The 19869-nt window shown below is 70.8% G+C and carries 8 protein-coding genes and 1 tRNA gene; 3 read left to right on the forward strand and 6 right to left on the reverse strand.

Features of this window, described 5'->3' with window-relative positions:
• Nucleotides 1-40: 40 nt before the first annotated feature.
• From ACVCL3_RS04940 to ACVCL3_RS04965, 6 genes are all read right to left on the reverse strand, one after another.
• Complete coding sequence (locus ACVCL3_RS04940; protein ID WP_447100585.1) at nucleotides 41-382, reverse strand: lipid-A-disaccharide synthase N-terminal domain-containing protein; 342 nt, start codon at nucleotides 380-382, stop codon at nucleotides 41-43.
• 155 nt (nucleotides 383-537) lie between these two features.
• Nucleotides 538-612 (reverse strand) — tRNA-Val (locus ACVCL3_RS04945).
• 147 nt (nucleotides 613-759) lie between these two features.
• The gene (locus ACVCL3_RS04950) at nucleotides 760-4479 is read right to left on the reverse strand and encodes an EAL domain-containing protein (RefSeq protein WP_447100586.1); all 3720 of its coding nucleotides are present in this window, start codon (nucleotides 4477-4479) and stop codon (nucleotides 760-762) included.
• A 178-nt stretch (nucleotides 4480-4657) separates the two neighbouring features.
• Nucleotides 4658-8413: a diguanylate cyclase domain-containing protein gene (locus ACVCL3_RS04955; protein WP_447101566.1), complete on the reverse strand. Its 3756-nt coding sequence runs from the start codon at nucleotides 8411-8413 to the stop codon at nucleotides 4658-4660.
• Between the two features lie 254 nt (nucleotides 8414-8667).
• Nucleotides 8668-9927 (reverse strand): RNA polymerase sigma factor, encoded by a 1260-nt coding sequence (locus ACVCL3_RS04960; protein ID WP_447100587.1) that lies wholly within the window; start codon nucleotides 9925-9927, stop codon nucleotides 8668-8670.
• A gap of 87 nt (nucleotides 9928-10014) precedes the next feature.
• Entirely contained in the window at nucleotides 10015-10437 is a 423-nt protein-coding gene (locus ACVCL3_RS04965; RefSeq protein WP_447100588.1) for a YciI family protein, read from the reverse strand.
• A gap of 174 nt (nucleotides 10438-10611) precedes the next feature.
• Between ACVCL3_RS04965 and recC the strand changes: the two genes are divergently transcribed.
• Genes recC through recD form a run of 3 tightly spaced genes read left to right on the forward strand, consistent with a single transcriptional unit; the run spans nucleotide 10612 to nucleotide 19770 of the window.
• The gene (recC, locus tag ACVCL3_RS04970; RefSeq protein ID WP_447100589.1) at nucleotides 10612-14154 is read left to right on the forward strand and encodes an exodeoxyribonuclease V subunit gamma; all 3543 of its coding nucleotides are present in this window, start codon (nucleotides 10612-10614) and stop codon (nucleotides 14152-14154) included.
• Complete coding sequence (recB, locus tag ACVCL3_RS04975) at nucleotides 14151-17807, forward strand: exodeoxyribonuclease V subunit beta (protein WP_447100590.1); 3657 nt, start codon at nucleotides 14151-14153, stop codon at nucleotides 17805-17807. Before recC ends, recB begins: the two co-directional genes overlap by 4 nt.
• Complete coding sequence (recD, locus tag ACVCL3_RS04980; protein WP_447100591.1) at nucleotides 17797-19770, forward strand: exodeoxyribonuclease V subunit alpha; 1974 nt, start codon at nucleotides 17797-17799, stop codon at nucleotides 19768-19770. Before recB ends, recD begins: the two co-directional genes overlap by 11 nt.
• Nucleotides 19771-19869: the final 99 nt, after the last annotated feature.

Below are 19869 nucleotides of genomic sequence, written 5' to 3' on the forward strand. Positions count from 1 at the left end.
GGCGGGCACTGGCGGCGGGCAGGGCCCGCCCTGCGTCAACTCAAGCGGTGGCGTCGCCGGTCATGCCGTTCTTTCGATGGCGGAGGTGAACGACCAGGTTGTAGACCGACACGAACACCGGGAAGAAGTTGGAGAGGATGCCCACCGAGTCGTTCTTGCCGAACACGAAGTACGCCAGCAGCAACACGCTGCCGCACACCGACAGCCACCAGAACGACAGCGGCATCACCACGCGCTTGTACTTGCGCGTGTAGTAGAGCTGGACGAACCAGCGGCTGGTGAACATCAGCGTGCCGGCGAAGCCGACGATCTTCCACGGCGTCAGCTCGAACTGCTGCAGCGCGTGAAGGATGCGAACCAGTTCGGTGTCGAGGAATGCCATGAGCGTGCGCTTGCGTCGGGAAAGGCGCCAAGTCTAGCAATTCGCCACCATCGCTCCTTGCACGCCGCCGCAGCCGGCGGCGATCGGCAAGGCCGCCTCCTTCGCCGCGAACACGAAAAAGGCCACCCGCTGGGTGGCCTTTTCGCGATTCTGTATGGTGGGCGATGCAAGGATCGAACTTGCGACACCTGCCGTGTGAAGGCAGTGCTCTACCGCTGAGCTAATCGCCCGCCGAGAACGCGCAATTTTAGGGATACATGCCGAGCCGGTCAACCATCGCGCGAACTCCGGCGCGGCGCCGACGCTGGGATGGCCGGCGCCCGGTGATCAATGGCTGGGCCGGGCAAGCGACACGGATCTCGCCTGCCCCGGCACGATCAGCCCGACGATTCGAGCACGTGGGCGACCAGTGCGGCCAGAAACGTTTCGCGCAGGCGGCGGTAGTGCGGGTCTTGCGGGCCTTTCAGCGCGGCTACGTGCATGGCGTGGTGGCTGGCGCCCAGGCTGTCGTCGAGATCGGCCAGGTGGAAGTATTCGCCGGGGCCGCAGGTGCGTCCGCTGTGGGTGGCCCAGAACGCGGACTCGGCCGGCAGCGCGACGAATTGCTCCTCCCACAGCAACTCGCTGGCCAGCGCGCCGAGACTGGTGAGCGGGACTTGCGCCCGCGGAGCGGGGCGATGCGCGCGCAGCCAGCCTTGCAGCGCCTCGGCCGGCATCGGCCGGGCCAGTGCGTAGCCCTGGCCGAAATCGGCACCCAGCAGCGAGGCCGCCTCGATCAGGTCGGGCGTTTCCAGCCCTTCCACCACGACCTCCAGCCGCAGGTCGTTGCCGATGCGGATCAGCTGGCGGATGAAACGCAGCGTGTTCAAGGGGTCGCGCCGGGCCTGCAGCACGATCGCCTGGTCGATCTTGATGCGGTCGAACGGCCATTGGCGCAGCCGGATCAGCGAGCTGTAGCCGGCACCGAGGTCGTCCTCGACCAGCCGAACGCCCAGCGCCTTCAGCGATTGCATGCCCGGCTCGTCCAGCGAGCCGGGGTGTTCGCTGGCCAGCGGGGATTCGAGGATCTCCAGCAGCAGCGCCGCGGGCGGGCAACCGCTGTCGGCGAGGACCGCGGCGGCAGCCGCGCCGTAGCGGGGATCTTCCAGCGCCGCCGCCGGCACGTTCACCGACATGTCCAGCGGGTGGCCCGCACCGCACAGCGATTGCCGGCAGGCGGTGGCCAGCGCCAGGCCATGCCGGAACAGCACGATCAGGTCATCGGCATCCAGCGCGGGCAGGAAGCGGCCAGGCGCCAGCAGCTGGTCGTCCACGTCGCGCAAGCGCGCCAGCGCCTCGAATTCGGTGACCGCGCCGTCGGCCAGCCGGATCAGCGGCTGGTAGTGCATCTGCAAGGCATCGGTGGCGATCCGCGCGCGCCAGCGCTCGCGCACGAAGAACGGCAGCAATTCGGCGCCCTGCCGCGGTGGCGACAGCCGCGCCAGCGCAAGGTCCAGCACCGACTTGACCTGCTCCACGAAGGCACGTTGATCCTCGCTCTGCAAGCCGCCGGCATACGGGCTGTACAGCGACAGCACCACCACCGGGTTGTCGCGCGACGGACACAGCGGGATCGAAACGCTGGAGACCACCCCGAGCCCGAGCGCCATGTCGCGCCAGCTGGCCATGGCCGGATCGCTGCCGAAATGCACGCAGCGCTGGATGCTGACCGTGCGCCAGGCGCGCCCGCTCGGCCCGCCGCCCTCCGGGTGACCGGGATCGACGCGGATCGGCAATGCCTCGCCCGCGCTCAGCGCGCGCAGGTAGGCCGCAAACGCATTGCCCGCCACCGCCTCGTAGGTCAGCCGGCCGGAATCGTCCGGGCGCCCCACCGCGCAGGCGGCAAATTCCTGGTGCGAGGCGAGGATGTCGACCACGCCCTGGATCAGGCCAAGATAGCCCTCGGCCGACCACGCCAGCGCATTGAGCCGGGCCAGCAGCGCCATGCGCCGGCGTTGCAGCGCGCGCATGCTTTCAAGCTGCCAATGCCGCTCGGCATCCAGCCGTTGCAGCACCACGTCCAGCGCGCGGCGGTCGGCCGAGGCCAGCACCGTGACCAGGTCGTCGCGCAGTTGCTCGATCGCCTCCAGCAGCCACACTTCCTCCAGCCCGCAGGCGGCGTGGAACAGGCCGGTGCGCGTGGCGCGCTTGCGGTGGGCGGCCAGGTCCAGGTCCGCGCGGGCCAGCACCTGCAGATGCGCCAGCATGTGCAGCTTGAGCGCGCGGTACTCGCCGTCCGGCAACGCGCGCAGCAGCGTGCCGATGCCTTCGTGCTGGAGCAGCGCCGCGCAGAAACTCTCCACCACCGCCTGCAGCCGCGGCTGCCAGCTGTCGCGGCAGGCCCGCAGCAACATGGTGGCCTGCTCGCCGTAGGGTGCGACCGGCCCTTCCGGTTCCACCGTGGCCAGCGCGCCGTCGGAGCGCGCCATCGCCCACCAGCGCGTGCGATGGCGCTTGCGCGCCTTGACCTGGTACATCGCCTGGTCGGCCAGGCGCAGCAACTGCTCGCCACTGGCATGGCCGTCGCTGGCATAGGTGGCGATGCCCAGGCTGGCGCCGATCGGCAGCAGCCGGCCGTCGATGGGCACCGGTTGCAGCAACGCGGCACCGATCCGTTCCAGCAGGTCGTCCAGGTCGCTCTCGTGCTGCAGGTCGTCGAACACCAGCACGAACTCGTCGCCGCCGAAGCGCGCCACGTAGTCGCCGCCGCGCAGCAGCAGGCGCAGCCGCTCGGCCACCTCGGCCAGCACGCGGTCGCCCACCGCGTGGCCGTGGCGATCGTTGATCGGTTTGAGATCGTCCAGGTCGAGCAGACCGACCGCGACCCGCCGCCCCTGCCGCCGCGCGCTGGCCAGCACCGCGTCCAGATGGCGATCCAGCGCGCGCCGGTTGGGCAGGTCGGTGAGATCGTCGTGCGAGGCGAGGTAGGTCTGCCGCTCCTGCTCCTGGCGCAGGGCGTGGCGCTGCGCATGCTGGCGCAGGGCGAGCCCGGCGGCGTCGGCGATCTCGTCGAGCAACCGGCACATTTCCTCGTCGAACGCATCGGGTTCGGCGGTCACCACCACGAATACGCCGGTCGGCGTGCGCGCATTCGGGTCGGTGCCATCGACGGGCCCGGCAAACAATGGCCAGCAGCCGACCGCACTGGCGTGCTCGCTCAGCTCGGGGCGCCAGGGGTTGTCGCTCGGCGTGCCTGCCGTGGGCTTGCGCCGGATGACCGGCGTGCCCTGCATGAACGCCTGGGTAGGCGCGATGGTGCGCGGGCCGTCCTGGTGCCGCGGCGGCATCGGCAGGGTCAGCATCACCTCGGCGATCGGCCCGACCAGGGCCACCCGGCGCAAGGTGTCCTGGCCCTCCACGGCGGCGAACACGTCGACCGCCGCAGCGCCGGCGATGTCCGCCAGCGCACGCGCCAGCGTGGGATAGATCGCGTCCGGGTCGGGTTGCTCCAGCAACGCGCGCTGGATCGTGCGTTGCGCATCGCGGTAACGGCTCATGCGGATGCTGCGTTCGAGCAGCATCTGGTGGTCCCAGAACCGGCTCAGCTCGTCGACCAGGCGCTGGGCCCAGTCCAGCAGCTCCTCGCCCAGCGCCGGGCCGCCCTCGCGCGAGTACGAGGCCAGCACCAGCTGGCCGCCGTCGCGGGTACGCGAGGCGGCCACGATGCAGGCACCGAAGCCGTGCTGGCGGGCGGCGGCGCGCCAGTACGCAAACTCGGCGGAGGCCACCGGGGTGACGCGGGCGCGCTCCTCGCGCAGCACGATGCCGACCGGGCCGCGGCCGCCGGGCTCGTCCATCGCGTCGCTCAAGCGCAGGGTCTCGGCATAGGCCTGCGCCGGCCCCGCGGCGGCCAGCACCTCGACCGCGTGCATGTTGCTCTCGCGCCTGCCGATCCACACCAACGGCAGCTTCATGGTGGCAGCAAGGATGCGGCTGACTTCCAGCAGTGCCCGGCGGCGATCGTGACCGGGAGCGGCATGCAACAGGCTCAAGGTTTCCGCCACGCTTCGATAGAAGCGCTCGCGCAGTTCGCCGGGCACGGCAGCTCGGTTCGGCATGGACTCCCTCGGCGGCTCCCCGTCGTCGTGGATCGTGTCGGCGCGTTTGCCTGCCGCACAAGCCGGGAGTCACCGGCAAAGCGGCAGTCGTGGGTGATTCGGTGCAACGATCATCAGCCTACCGGAAATCGGTCCGTCGCCGCATCAACTTGCGCTTGTGCAGATCGGCCCGCGCTGGTCAGCGAGCGGGGGCCTGCTCCTCGGCCAGCGCGTGCTCGACCAGCAGCGCGAACAGCCGGTCGCGGCGCCGGCCGTGGCCGGGGTCGAACGGCCCCGCGGCGGCGCCGTCGAGCATCTCGCGCCAGGCCAGCCGCAACGGCGCGCCGACGCCCTCGGCGGTGCGCAGCCAGTCCCCGACGCCGCCGCCGGCATGGACGTGGCGGCGCAGCGCATCGGGCACGTCGAACAACGCGGCGAAACGCTCCTCCCAACGCAGCGCGCTGGCTAGCGCGCCGAGCGCATGGCGCGGCGATGCGCCCGGCCGCGGAGGACGGACGGTCCCCAGCCACCCGGGCAACGCCTCCGCCGGCATCGGGTGGGCCAGCGCAAAGCCCTGGCCGAAATCCGCGCCGAGGATCGCGGCGGCCTCCAGCATGCCGGCCGATTCCAGGCCTTCGACGACCACCTCCAGACCCAGGTCGTGGCTGACCCGGATCAACTGGCGCAGCGCGCGCAGGGTGCCCAGCGGGTCGAACCGGACCTGGCCGATGATGGCGTGGTCGACCTTGATGCGGTCGAACGGCGACTGGCTCAGCCGCGCCACCAGGTTGCGGCTGAGCGCGCGGTCGTCGCCCGGCGCGTGGTGCTCGATCGACTTCAGCGACTGCACGCCGGTTTCGGCCAGCAACGCCCAGCAGCCGATGCCGCTGGCGTTCTCGAAAGCCTCGAAACGCAGCGCGTCGGGCGGGCAGCCGCTGGCCTGCAGGATGGTCTCGACCGTGCGCGCGTAGCGGGCATCGCGCAGCGCCGCCACCGGCACGTTGACCGACATGCCCAGCGCCAGCCCGCTGCGTGCCAGCGACTGCTGCCGCGCCACCGCCTGGATGATGCCGTCGCGGAACAGCCGCATCAGCCCTGCCGCACCCAGCGCCGGCATGAAACTGGCCGGCAGCTGCAGGCCGCCAGCGGCGTCGCGCAGCCGCGCCAGCGCCTCGAAGCCGGCGATCTGGTTGTCGGCCAGGCGCACCATCGGCTGATAGTGCATGCGCAGCGCACCGCCGGCCAGCAGACTGCGCCAGCGCTGGCGCACGAAGGCCGGCAGCAGGGTCGCCAACTGGCGTTGCGGCGCCATGCGCAGCAGCGCCAGTTCCAGTACCTGCTTGATCTGCGCGATGAACGCGCGCTGGTGCTCGCTGCGAAAGCCGCCGGCATAACCGCTGTACAGCGCCAGCAGCGCCACCGGCCGGCCCGGGGCCAGGCACAGCGGCACCGCGACCTGCGAGACGATGCCGTGACGTTCGGCGGTGTCGCGCCACAAGGCCATCACCGGATCGCTGCCGTAGTGCGCGCTGCGTTCGACGGCACCGCTTTGCCAGGCGCGGCGCAGCGGTTCTTCCGCCCGTGCCGCGGCGCGATCGACCTGCAGCGGCGGCGCCACGCCGTGGTTGGTAATGCGCAGGTATTCGGCCGGCACCGCGCCGGCCACCAGCTCGCTGACCATGTCGCCGGAGGCATCCGGGCGACCGGCGGCGCAGACGACCAGTTCCTCGTGCGCCGCCAGCACCTGCACGGCGTCTTCGAGCAGGTCCAGGCTGTCGTGCGCCGACCACGCCGCGGCGTGGATCTTCGCCAGCGCCGCGTCACGCCGCCGCTGCAGGTCGCGCATGCTTTCCAGCTGCCATTGCTGGTCCATCGCCAGTCGCTGCAGCACGATCGCCAGCGCATCGCGCTGGGCGCGCGGACCGCGTCCCAGGGCGCCGGCGAGGATCCCGCGCAATTGCTCGATCGCCTCGGCCAGCCACGCTTCTTCCAGCCCGCACGCGGCCTGGCAGATACCGGCGCGGATCGCGCCTGCGCGCTGGCCGGCTTCTTCCAGCTCGGGATAACACAGGGTTTGCAGATGGCGCGCCAGGCGTTCCTCGAACGCCTCCCGCGCCGACGCGGGAAAACTCGCCAGCAGGCCGGCGATGCCTTCATGGGCGCCGAGGGCGGCATGGAAGCGCTGCGCCACCACCGGCAGTTGCGCTTGCCAGACCTCGGCACACGCGCGCAGCACCGCGGCCGCCTGCGGGCCATGCGCCTCGGCGATGCCGGCCTCATCGCCCGCCGCCGCAACGGGGGCGCCTTCGCTGCGCGCCAGCGCCCACCAGTTGGCGCGCTGCTGTTTGTGTGCCTTGACCTGGTACATCGCCTGGTCGGCCAGTCGCAGCAGTTGCTCGCCGCTGTCCTGCGCGTGGGTCGGATACAAGGCCACGCCCAGGCTGACGGTGATGTCGATGTTGTTCTGTCCGCCCAGCGCGATCGGCTGCTGCAGCGATTGCCACAGCCGTTCCAGCAGCATGGCCAGGTCGTCTTCGCTGGCGAGGTCCTCCAGCACCAGCACGAATTCGTCACCGCCCACGCGCGCCACCGAATCCTCCGAGCGCAGTGCGTCGTGCAGGCGATGTGCCACCTCGACCAGCACGCGGTCGCCGGCGGCGTGGCCGTGGCGGTCGTTGATCGGCTTGAGGTCGTCCAGGTCGAGCATGCCCACCGCCACCAGATGGTGGTGCCGGGCCGCCCGCGCCAGCGCGCGTTCGAGGTGGTAATCGAGTGCGCGCCGGTTGGGCAGGTCGGTCAGTGCGTCGTGCAGCGCCAGGTAGGTCTGCCGCTCCTGTTCGCGGAACAGGGCCTGGCGCTGCGAGTACTGGCGCAGCGCCAGGCCGACGGTGTCGGAAATCTCGTCGAGCAGGCGCCACAGGTCGGCATCGAACGCGTCGATCTCGGCCGCCGCCAGCAACAACACGGCGGCGGCGTGGTACTCGACACCGCTGTCGCGGGGCAGGGTCTGGAAGATCGGCCAGCAACCGATCGCTGCCACCTCGCCCAGCGACTCGCCGTGCCACACGAGCGACACGTCGGGCCACGCCGACGGGCGCAGCCGCACCACCGGTTCACCCTCCATCCACGCCTGGGTGGCTACCGGCATCGGCGGTTCGTCGACCTGTCGCGGCGGTTCGGGCAGCGTCGCCAGCCGCTCGACCAGCGGCCCGGCACCCACTTCCCGGCGCAACACCTCGCCCTCGGGCACATAAACCATCACCGCACTGGCCGCGGCGTCCTTGACCAGTGCATTGGCCAGCGTCATGTAGATCGCCGCCGGCTCGGGGTGCGCCAGCAGCGCGCGCTGGATCGTGCGATGCGCATCGCGGAAACGGCCCAGCCGCAGGTTGCGTTCCAGTTGCGCCTGGTCGTCCCAGAACCGGGCCAGCTCGTCGGCCAGGCGCTGCGCCCAGTCGAGCAGTTCGTCGGTGAGCGCGGGGCCGCCGCGGCGCGAGTACGCGGCCAGCGCCAACTGGCCACCGTCGGCGGTGCCGGCGGCGGCCACGATGACCGAGTCCAGGCCGTAGGCATGGGCCGAGCCCTGCCAGTCCGCGTCCCCGGGCGAGTCGATCGAGGCCAGCTGCGGACGGCCGTCGCGCAAGGCGGCTCCGGCCGGGCCGCGGCCGCCCGGTTCGCGCGGATCGTCGCTGACCGGCCACACGCTGGCGTACTCCGCGGCGGGGCCGGCGGCGATCAGCTCGAGCGTGGATTGGCCCAGTTCGCGCCGGCCGATCCACACCAGCGGCAGATCCATCGTGCTGACCACGGTGGTGGCCACTTCGAGCAGGGCGCGGCGGCGATCGTAGCCGGCGGCCGGGTGCAGCAGGGTAAGCGTCTCCGCCACGCTCTGGTAGAAGCGCTCGCGAAGTTCGCCATCCTGCCGATCCTGCCCCTGCACCGCCATGCCGATCATTCCCCCCAAATATCCTCTCCGACGCCCCGCTCAGCCGGCCGATGGCCGAAAGACGGGCGGCAGCCAGACGCTGCGCCCCACCGAGAGCCCGCCGGAAACCGGTTCACGGCGCAGTAGAAGCAAGTTCCACGCCACCGCAACCGCACCACGGAAACCCCTTGCCTGCAGGCATCGCCCGCATTCCCGCGCCATGCCGCCGGACAGCGGCCGGGGAAATCCATGCCGTTTGGGTCAGAACGGGCCGATCAGCGCCGCTACCGGCAGGCACGCGCCCGCTCGCGCATCATGGCCTGCTCGCGACGGTTGCGGGTCAGCGTGGCGGCGCGCTCGAACTCCCGGCTCGCCTCCTCGCCGCGCCCCAGCCGCGCCAGCAGATCGCCGCGCACGGCGGGCAGCAGGTGGTAATGGCGCAGGCTCGGCTCGTCGCCCAGCGCATCGACCAGGGCCAGGCCCTCGGCCGCACCGCTGGCCATGCCCACCGCCACCGCGCGGTTGAGCTCCACCACCGGCGAGGGCGCGACCCGGGCCAGCACGGCGTACAGCGCGGCGATCCTCGGCCAGTCGGTTTCCGCAGCCGTGGCGGCGCGCGCGTGGCAGGCCGCCACCGCCGCCTGCAAGGCGTACGGGCCCAGCTCGCCACCCAACCGGCGCGCCTGTTCCAGCGCGGCGAGCCCACGGCCGATCAGCAGGCGATCCCACAGCGCGCGGTCCTGGTCGAGCAGCAGGATCGGCTCGCCGCGCGCATCGGTGCGCGCGCGGGCGCGCGAGGCCTGGATCTCCATCAACGCCACCAGCCCATGCACCTCCGGCTCGCGCGGCATCAACCCGGCCAGCACGCGGCCCAGGCGCAGCGCGTCCTCGCACAGGCCCGGGCGCATCCAGTCGTCGCCGGTGGTGGCCGCATAGCCCTCGTTGAAGATCAGGTAGATCACCCCGAGCACGGCGGCCAGCCGCTCAGCCAGCTCGTCGCCGCGCGGCACCTCGTAGGCCACGTCCGACTTGGCCAGGCTGCGCTTGGCCCGCACGATGCGCTGGGCAATCGTTGCCTCCGGCACCAGGAAGGCGCGCGCGATCTCGTCCGTGCCCAGCCCGCCGAGCAGGCGCAGGGTCAGCGCCACCCGTGCCTCCATCGAGAGCAACGGGTGGCAGGCGGTGAAGATCAGCCGCAGCAGATCGTCGCCGAACGGGTCGTCCAGCGTGCGTTCGGCGACGGCCTCGGCGGATTCGTGCTCGCGATCCCATTCGTGCACAAGTTGCTCGTGCTTGCGTTCGACCAGCTTGTGCCGGCGCAGGCGATCGATGGCACGGCGCTTGGCGGTGGTCATCAGCCAGGCGCCGGGGTTGTCCGGCACGCCGGTTTGCGGCCACTGTTCCAGCGCCGTCACCAGCGCGTCCTGCGCCAGTTCCTCGGCCAGCCCGACATCGCGCAGCATCCGCGCGAGGCCGGCGATCAGCCGGGCCGATTCGATGCGCCAGACCGCGTCGATGGCGCGATGGGTGTCGGTCATGCTCATGACCGCCGATCACAGCACCGGTCCGCGGCGGGCGCAAGCGCCGTTGGTGGGGGCTGCCGCCCGTCGCGCTGGCGGGCGGTACCCGCCCTACTCGTGGCCCAGTTGCGCGCGCAGGCGGGCTTCCTGCTCGCGCAGCTCGGGCGTGAACGCCTCGCCGAAATCCTCCGCCTCGAACACCGGGCGGATCTCGATCACCGACTCGCCCTCCATCGGATTGGGGCAACGCCGCACCCAGGCGATCGCCTCGTCGAGCGATTTCACCTGCCACAGCCAGAAGCCGGCGACCAGCTCCTTGGTCTCGGCGAACGGCCCGTCGACGACATGGCGCTGCCTGCCCGAGAACGTCACCCGCGCACCGCGCGCGCTGGGCGCCAACCCTTCGCCGGCAAGCATCACGCCGGCCTTGACCAGCTCCTCGTTGAACTTGCCCATCGCAGCCAGCAACTCCTGGCTCGGCATCACGCCGGCTTCCGATTCGGCGGTGGCCTTGACTATCACCATGCATCGCATCGCAAGTGTCTCCCGTGGGGCCGGATCACCGTGCGCCGGCTTCACTTCACCGACGAACCAGCGCGCCGCGGATCGACACGGCCCACCCGTCGCAGGCGTCGAGACCCGGACGGGCGACAATGCCGCTCCACTTGGAGACAATCGCCGCATGAGCGCACACGAGCCACGCCCCCGGTGAGCACCGCCACGATCTCTGCCGGGAGTTCGATCGAAGCGGGCCTGATGGTGCTGCACGGCAACCGCCTGGAAGACCTGCGCGATCTGCTCGCCGCCTGGCTGGCAGGCACGCCGCTGCGGCCGCTGGAAGACGAGCTGATGCTGGTGCAGAGCAACGGCATCGCGCAGTGGCTGAAGCTGGCGCTGGCCCGCGCACCGGCGGATGGCGGGCTGGGCATCAGCGCGGCGATCGACATGCAGTTGCCCGGGCGGTTCCTGTGGACCGCCTATCGCGCGGTGCTGGGCCGCGAGGCGGTGGCCACCACCTCGCCGTTCGACAAGTCGCGGCTGACCTGGCGGCTGCTGCGGCTGATTCCGCAGCACGTGGACGACCCCGACTTCGGCCCGTTGCGCGATTACCTGCTGGCCGGGCACGCCGAAGCCGACGGCTTGCGCCAGTACCAGCTCGCCGCGCAGGTTGCCGACCTGTTCGACCAGTACCAGGTCTATCGCGCGGACTGGCTGGACGACTGGGAACACGGCGACGACGTGCTGCGCGACGACCTGCGTGGCCGGCGCACATCCATCGAGGCCAGCCAGCACTGGCAACCGCGATTGTGGCGCCTGCTGCTGGACGACGTCGGTCCCGCCGAACGCCGGCAGCATCGCGCCGCCGTGCATCGCAGCTTCGTCGAGCGCCTCGCCACCGCAGCCGAACGGCCAGCGGCGCTGCCGCGGCGCATCGTGGTGTTCGGCATCTCCTCCCTGCCGCAGCAGACCCTGGAGGCGCTCACCGCACTGGCCCGTTTCAGCCAGGTGCTGCTGGTGGTGGCCAACCCGTGTCGCCACTACTGGGCCGACATCATCGAGGATCGCGAGCTGCTCAAGGCGGCGCAGCGCCGCCACGCCGGCAAGCCCGGCCTGCCGCCCGAACCGCGCTTCGAAGACCTGCACCAGCACGCCAACCCGCTGCTGGCCGCCTGGGGCAAACAGGGCCGTGACTACATCCGCCTGCTGGACAGCTTCGATGCGCCGGCCGCGTACCGCGCACGCTTCGCCGCACTGGGCCGCGACATCGACCTGTTCGACGATCCGGGCACGGACACCCTGCTGCACCAGGTGCAGCGGGCGATCCTCGACCTGGAGCCGCTGCCCGCCCACCCCGCGCAACGCCGGCAGCTGATCGCCGGCGACGACTCGCTGCGCTTCCACGTTGCGCACAACCCGCAGCGCGAAGTGGAGATCCTGCACGACAACCTGCTCGCCCGGTTCGAGCAGGCCGTGCGCGATGGCAAGCCGCTGGCGCCGCGCGACGTGATGGTGATGGTGCCCGACATCGCCGCCTACGCACCGCACATCCAGGCCGTGTTCGGCCGCCTGCCGCCGAACGACCCGCGCCACATGCCCTGCAGCATCGCCGACCGCCCCGCGCGCGGCACCGCGCCCCTGCTGGTGGCGCTGGAACAACTGCTGCGCCTGCCCGAATCACGCTACGCCGCGGGCGACATTTTCGACCTGCTGGACACGCCCGCACTGCGCTGCCGTTTTCAGCTGGATGAGGCCAGCCTGCCCGTGTTGCGCCGCTGGATCGAAGGCACCGGCATCCGCTGGGGCCTGGACGGCGCGCAAAAGCAAAACCTGGGCCTGCCGCCGGAGGAACAGAACAGCTGGCGCTTCGGTCTGCGCCGCATGCTGCTGGGCTACGCGGTGGGCGATGGCGAATCACTGGACGGCATTGCCCCCTACGGCGAAGTGGCCGGACTGGACGCCGCCCTGGTCGGCCCGCTGGCGCAACTGCTGGATCAGCTCGACCACTACGGCCGCCTGCTCGCCACCCCGGCCACGCCCGCGGCGTGGGGCGATCGCCTGCGCGGCCTGCTCGCGGCGTTCTTCGATGCCGGCCGCGACGACGGCGACGCCATCCTGCTGCAACGTCTGGCCGATGCGCTGGAAACATGGGAGCAAACCTGCCTTGAGGCGGGCTTCGGCCACGCCCTGCCACTTGCCGTCGTGCGTGAATACTGGCTGGGCGCGGTGGACGAAAGCCATCTTTCGCAACGCTTCCTCGGCGGCGCGGTGAGCTTTGCCACCCTGATGCCGATGCGCGCCATTCCCTTCCGCGTGGTGTGCCTGCTCGGCATGAACGACGATGCCTACCCGCGCCGCGCCAACGCGCCGGATTTCGACCTGATGGCCACGCCCGGCCAGTCACGCCCCGGTGACCGCTCCCGCCGCGAAGACGATCGCTACCTTTTCCTCGAAGCCCTGCTCGCCGCCCGCGACGCACTGTACGTGAGCTGGGTGGGCAAGAGCGCTCGCGACAACAGCGAGCTGCCGCCGTCGGTGCTGGTGGGGCAATTGCGCGACTACCTCGCCGCGGGGTGGAAAAAAGGGGGGCAGAGTGACTTTTCCGATGACCGCTCGCCAGCGTCGGCCGCCACGAAAAGTGACTCCGACCCCCTTTTGTCCCTCACCACCGAGTACCCGCTGCAAGCCTTCAGTCCCAGCTATTTCGATACCGCCAGCGATGCGCGACTGTTCACCTATGCCGGCGAATGGCAGCGCGCACGCCAGGTCGCACCGGCCGGCGGCGACGCCCCGCTCCAGCCCTGGCAGCGGGAAACGCCGTTGAACCTCGCCCTGCTGCAGCGCTTCCTCAAGTCGCCCGCCAAGGTGTTCTATGCCGAACGCCTCGGGGTGCACTTTGCCGGCGACGATGAGGTCGACACGGACAACGAGCCCTTTGCGCTGGATCATCTGGAGAACCACCAGTTCACCGACGCACTGCTGCGCACCGCCATCCATGACGGCCACGACGCGGTGGCGCCAGCCATGCAACGCCTGCACGAGCAAGGTGCGCTGCCGCCGGGCAGCTTCGGCGCGCTGACGCTGGAGCCGATGGAAGCCGCCGTCGAGCGCGTCGCCACGCGCTGGCAGGCACTGGACGCGCACTACCCGCGCACCGGCAACACCTGCCTGCTGCGCGCCACCGCGCACGGCCTGATCGTGGAAGACGGCCTGGACGACCTGCGCGAGGATGAGCACGGCAATCTCACCCGCCTCATCGCCACGGCCAGCAAGCTCGTGGACAAGAAGGCGCTGCGCCACGACAAGCTGCTCGCCCACTGGGTCGCGCACCTGCTGGCGAACGCCAACGCACTGCCCGCCACCACCTGCATCGTGGCACCGGACGCACTGGTGCAGTTGCTCCCGCTGGACGTCGCCACCGCAAAGCACCACCTCGACGACCTGCTCGCCGCCTTTGCCACCGGCATGACCACGCCACTGCCGATCGTGCGCAAGAGCGCCTTCGCGTGGCTGCAGGTCGAGGCCGCGAACCAGGGGGCCGGCCCCGACAAGCAGAAAGATCCCTTCGTCCATGCCAGCAGGGTCTACGACCACAGCGATGGCCCGCACGGCCACGGCGAGGTCGACGAGGAACCCGACCTCGCCCGCCGCTGGCCCGACTTCGCCACCCTGCACGACGCCGGCTTCGAACGCTGGCTGCACCTGTACCGCCCCCTGCTGGACGGCGCACGTGTCATGGAAGAATCCGCATGAGCGCCGCGCAAGCCCTGAACCCGTTGCGCCTGCCGCTGACCGGCACCCAGCTGATCGAAGCCAGCGCCGGCACCGGCAAGACCTGGACCATCGCCGCGTTGTACCTGCGCCTGGTGCTTGGCCACGGCGGGGGCGCGCCGCTACTGCCCGCGCAGATCCTGGTGATGACATTCACCAAGGCCGCCACCGCCGAGCTGCGCGAGCGCATCCGCACGCGCCTGGCCGAAGCTGCCGCCGCCTTCCGCGACCAGGCCGCGCCGGATGATTTCCTGCGCGAGCTGATCGCCGGATACCCCGGCGCCGAACCGCGCGCCCGCGCCGCGCGCCAGCTGGAACTCGCCGCGCAGTGGATGGACGAGGCCGCCGTGTTCACCATTCACGGCTGGTGCCAGCGCATGCTCACCCAGCACGCTTTCGCCAGCGGCGAGACGGCCAGCGCGGATGCCGTGGCCGACGAGGCGGACCTGCTCGCCGAAGCCGTGCGCGACTACTGGCGCGGCCATGTGCTGACGCTGGGCATCGAAGCTGCCGCGCTGTACGCGCAGTCGTGGGATACGCCCGACGCGCTGCAGGCCGCGCTGAAGCCGCTGCTGCCCCACGTCGAGCGTCTGCAATTGGACGGCCAGCCGCTGACTGCCTTGCGCGATCCCGGCGACCTGCTGACCGCGCAGGCCAAGGCCCTGCACACCGCCGAGATGCAGGCGCGAAGCCTGTGGCTGCAGCACGCCGATGCCATTGAAGCGCTGCTTCTCGCGGCCTCGCAAACCAAAGTGTTCGACGGCCGCCGACTGCAAGCCCGTGGCTTGTCCGGCCATCTCGCCAGCATGTTCGATTGGGCACAGGGCAACGCGCTCGACGACGCCACGCTGGAGCGCTTCACGCCGGCCTATTTCGCCGAGCGCACGATGGCCGGCAAGCAGCCGCCCACGCATGACGCCTTTGCGGCGGTCGAGCATCTGCTGGCCGCGCGCCGGCAGGCCGCGTCGCTGCCGCCGCTGCTGCTCGCCCATGCGGCGCCCTGGGTGGCGCAGCGTACGGACCAGGCCCGCCGCAAGCAGGCCTTGCTCGGCTACGACGACATGCTCAAGCGCCTGGATGCCGCCCTGCGCGGAGCTACCGGCGATACCCTCGCGCGCCTGATCGCCACGCAATACCCGGTGGCGCTGGTGGACGAGTTCCAGGACACCGACCCGCTGCAGTGGCGCATCTTGCAGCGCGTCTTCCACGGCGCCGAAGGCAAGGCGCTGCTGCTGATCGGCGACCCCAAGCAGGCGATCTACGGCTTTCGCGGCGCCGACATCCACACCTACCTCGCCGCGCGCGACAAGGCCGCCAGCCCCCACTGGACGCTGGACACCAACTACCGCTCCACCGATGCGCTGGTGAAGGCGGTCAACCACGTTTTCGAGTTCGCCGACCAGCACGCCACGAGCGGGCGCGTCACGGGCGCCTTCGGCTTCGGCGCAAAGCTTCCCTTCGTCGCGGTGAACGCCAGGGGCCGCAAGGATCGGCTTCAACTCGACGGCGCCGACCTGCCGGCCATGCAAATGGCCGTCCAGACGTCCGCCACCACCATCGGCGCCGGCGACTATCGCGAGACGCTTGCCGCCCAGGCCGCCGCGCAGCTGGTGGAATGGCTCACCGCCGCGCGGCAAGGCCGCTGCGGCTTCGTCGGCGAGGAGGGCCGGCTCACGCCGTTGCGACCCGGCGACATCGCCATTCTGGTGCGCGACAGGAACGATGCCGCCGCGATGCGCGCGGCGCTGCACGCGCGCGGCCTCGCCCACGTGTACCTCTCGGACAAGCAATCGGTCTACGCCAGCGGCGAGGCCAAGGAGCTGCAAACCTGGCTCGCCGCCTGTGCCAACCCCGGCAACGACCGCGCCATGCGCACCGCGCTGGCCACGCCGATGATGGGCCAGAGCCTGGCCGAGCTGGATCGCCTGAACACCGACGAGGCCCATTGGGAAGCCTGCGGCGAGCACTTCCGCCAGTTGCATGCGTTGTGGCGACGCCATGGCGTGCTGGCCATGCTGCACGAACTGCTGCACCGCTTCGGCGTGCCCGCGCGCCTGCTCGCACGCGATGGCGGCGAGCGTGCGCTCACCAACCTGCTGCACCTGGCCGAGCTGCTGCAACAAGCCGCTACCGGGTTGGACGGCGAACACGCGCTGATCCGCCACCTCGCCGCGCAGATTGCCAACCCCGCCGGTGGCGAGGCACCCGAAGAACAGATCGTGCGACTGGAAAGCGAAGCCGCCCTGATCAAGGTGGTGACCATCCACAAATCCAAGGGCCTGGAGTACCCGGTGGTGCTGCTGCCCTTTGTCTGCGGTTACAGGGAAACCGACGGCAAGAAACCACTGCTCTGGCACGACGAACACGCCGTGGCGCACTTCGACCTGCGCCCCGGCAATGACGCCTGGCAAGCCGCCGAGATCGCGCGCCTGCAGGAAGACCTGCGCCTGCTCTACGTCGCACTCACCCGCGGCCGCTATCTGTGCTGGCTGGGCGTGGGCTGCCTCAAGGACGGCGCAAAGAAGGATTCCGGCCTGCACAAATCCGCCTTCGGCTACGTGCTGGCCGGCGGCAACATCATCGAGGCCGGCGAGCTGATGCCCACGCTGCAAACGCTGACCCGGGGCCAGTCCGCCATCCAGCTCGTCACCCTTCCCGAAGCCGCGGGAACCCGGCGCTACCAGCCCGAGGACAACACCAGCCAACCACGTCCCGCGCGCCAGTGCACGCTGCCCGCGCACACGCCGTGGTGGATCGCCAGCTACAGCGCACTGGCCCGGCACGACGAAACCGCACCGCACGCCGCACCGGAAACCGCGAGCCAGGCCACGCTGGCCGAAGCCGTGCAGACGGAAGCCGACACCGAGGCCTCCGCATCCGCGCCGGGCATTCACGGCTTCGAGCGTGGCGCCGCGCCCGGCACGTTCCTGCACGAGCTGCTGGAGCACTGCGCCGAGGAAGGTTTCGCGCGCGCCGCCGCACCGTCGCCGCTGCTGCGCGACACCCTCGCCCGCCGCTGCCAGGCACGCGGCTGGAAGCACTGGATCGAACCGCTCACCGCCTGGCTGCCCGCGCTGCTGCGCACGCCATTGCCGCTGCCTGGCGGCACCCACATGGCGCTGACCGCGCTTGCCGATCCGCTGCATTACCGAGCCGAACTGGAGTTCTGGTTCGAGGCCAATCTCGTGCAGGCGCAGGCGCTGGATCGCCTCGTCACCGCGCACACGCTGGATGGCGCACCACGTCCCGCACTGGCGCCCAACCTCGTCAACGGCATGCTCAAGGGCTTCATCGACCTGGTGTTCGAGCATGAGGGCCGCTGGTACGTGGCCGACTACAAATCCAACTACCTCGGCAAGGACGCCGCCGCGTACACCGATCAGGCCATGCGCACCTCGGTGCTGCAGAGCCGCTATGAACTGCAGTACGCCATCTACACACTGGCGCTGCATCGCCAGCTCAGGGCGCGCCTGCCCGACTACGACTACGACACCCACATGGGCGGCGTGCTCTACCTCTACCTGCGCGGGGTGGATGGCAGCGGTCGCGGCGTGCATCGCGAACGGCTGCCGTTGGCCCTGGTCGACGCCCTCGACCAGCTCTTCGCCTCGGGGAGCACCGCGCATGCGGCATGACATGCTCTCCTCGTTGCTCGACCACGCATTGCAACAGCAGCGCCTGCGCCCGCTGGACGTGGCCTTCGCGCGCTTCCTGATCGAACGGGAACCGAACATCGCACCCGCACTCGCCTGGCTGGCCGCGGTGCTCAGCCGGCAACTGGCCGACGGTCATCTTTGCCTCGACCTCGCCGGACTCGACGCGCTGGCCGACGAACAGGACTGGCCCGATGACTGGCGTGCACTGGCCGACACGCTGCGCGACGACCTGCCCGCGTCTTCGCTGCTCGCCGCCGGCGACGGTGGCGAACCGGCCAGTGCGCCGCTGGTCCTCGACGGCGGGCGACTCTACCTGCGCCGTTACTGGAACCACGAGCGCGAGGTGGCGAAAGGCATCCTGGACCGCGTGGCGCGTGAGGAACCACCCTCGCCGTATCTGGCCGAGGAACTGGCGCGACTGTTCCCGACCGCTGCCGGCGACACACTCGACTGGCCGCGCATCGCCTGTGCGCTGGCCGCGCGCAGCGGCTTCGGCGTGATCACCGGTGGCCCCGGTACCGGCAAGACCACCACCGTGGTACGCCTGCTCGGGCTGCTGCAGACCCTGCAATGGCGCGCACAGGCGCCGGCGCTGCGCATCCGCCTCGCCGCACCCACCGGCAAGGCGGCGGCGCGGCTCAATGCATCGATCAGCGCTCAGCTCGCCCGACTGGATGTGGACGACGCCGTGCGCGCCACCGTGCCCGCCGAGGTGGCCACCTTGCATCGCCTGCTGGGCGCCCGCCCCGATACCCGGCGCTTCCGCCACGACCGCGCCAACCCGCTGCCGCTGGACGTGCTGGTGATCGACGAGGCGTCGATGATCGACCTGGACATGATGGCCGCCGTGCTCGACGCGCTGCCCGCGTCGGCGCGGCTGATCCTGCTGGGCGACAAGGACCAGCTCGCCTCGGTGGAGGCCGGCGCGGTACTGGGCGACCTGTGCCGGCGTGCCGACGGTGGTCATTACGATGCCACCACCGCACGGTGGATCGCGGCCACCAGCGGCGACGACATCGGCGACTTCGTGCAGGCCGATGCGCAGCCGCTGGATCAACACATCGCCATGCTGCGCGTGAGCCATCGCTTCAGCGCCGCCAGCGGCATCGGCCGGCTGGCACAGGACGTGAACACGGGTGATGCGGCCGCCACATTGGCGCTGCTGGGCGCACCTTGCGACGACCTCGCCTGGCTGCCCGCTGCCGACGTCGGCACGCTGCAAGCGCTCGTCATCCATGGCACCGCGGCGCCCGGCGGCGCCTGCGGCTACCGCCACTACCTCGATACCTTGCACTCCTGCCGCCCGGCCACCGACGCCGGTGACGACGCCCACGCAGACTGGGCCACCAGCGCCCTGCAGGCGTTCAATCGATTTCAGTTGCTGTGCGCGCTGCGCCACGGACCGCATGGTGTGGACAAGCTCAACCAGCTCGTCGCCGAAGCGCTGCACGCGCAGGGATTGATCGACGCCAGCAGCGGCTGGTACGAAGGTCGCCCGGTGATGGTCACCCGCAACGACTACGCGCTGGGCCTGATGAACGGCGACATCGGGCTGTGCCTGCGGCTGCCTGTCGCCGGCGGCGGCAGCCGGCTGGCGGTGGCCTTCCTCGCCGCGGCAGCAGGCGGCGGCACGCGCCTGCGCCTGGTCGCTCCCTCGCGCCTGCCCGAAGTGGAAACGGCCTACGCGCTCACCGTGCACAAATCGCAAGGCTCCGAGTTCGAGCATGCCGCCCTGGTGCTGCCTGCAACCATGAACCCGGTGCTGACCCGCGAACTGCTCTACACCGGCATCACTCGCGCCCGCCGCTGGTTCAGCCTGCTCGGCAGCGAAGCGATCATCGCTGACGCGGTGGCGCGCCGTACCCGCCGCCACTCCGGCTTGGCCGAGCGGTTGGCGCAGGATGGCGGCGATCGCGACGACCCCGCGCACCTCGCCGGCTGACCGCCACACGGCGGCCCTTCCCTGCCGCCACTCCCCCTTTGCAGCCTCCTTGCCGCCCCTTCGTCATCCCGTTGTCGCCCCGACCATCAATCTTTCCCC

The organism is Rhodanobacter sp. UC4437_H4 (genome assembly GCF_052978425.1).

Bases quoted from the DNA above. Each gene is read 5' to 3' on its own strand.
- ACVCL3_RS04940 (WP_447100585.1), bottom strand. From the start codon at position 382: ATGGCATTCCTCGACACCGAACTGGTTCGCATCCTTCACGCGCTGCAG.
- ACVCL3_RS04950 (WP_447100586.1), bottom strand. From the start codon at position 4,479: ATGCCGAACCGAGCTGCCGTGCCCGGCGAACTGCGCGAGCGCTTCTAT.
- ACVCL3_RS04955 (WP_447101566.1), bottom strand. From the start codon at position 8,413: ATGATCGGCATGGCGGTGCAGGGGCAGGATCGGCAGGATGGCGAACTT.
- ACVCL3_RS04960 (WP_447100587.1), bottom strand. From the start codon at position 9,927: ATGAGCATGACCGACACCCATCGCGCCATCGACGCGGTCTGGCGCATC.
- ACVCL3_RS04965 (WP_447100588.1), bottom strand. From the start codon at position 10,437: ATGCGATGCATGGTGATAGTCAAGGCCACCGCCGAATCGGAAGCCGGC.
- recB (WP_447100590.1), top strand. From the start codon at position 14,151: ATGAGCGCCGCGCAAGCCCTGAACCCGTTGCGCCTGCCGCTGACCGGC.
- recD (WP_447100591.1), top strand. From the start codon at position 17,797: ATGCGGCATGACATGCTCTCCTCGTTGCTCGACCACGCATTGCAACAG.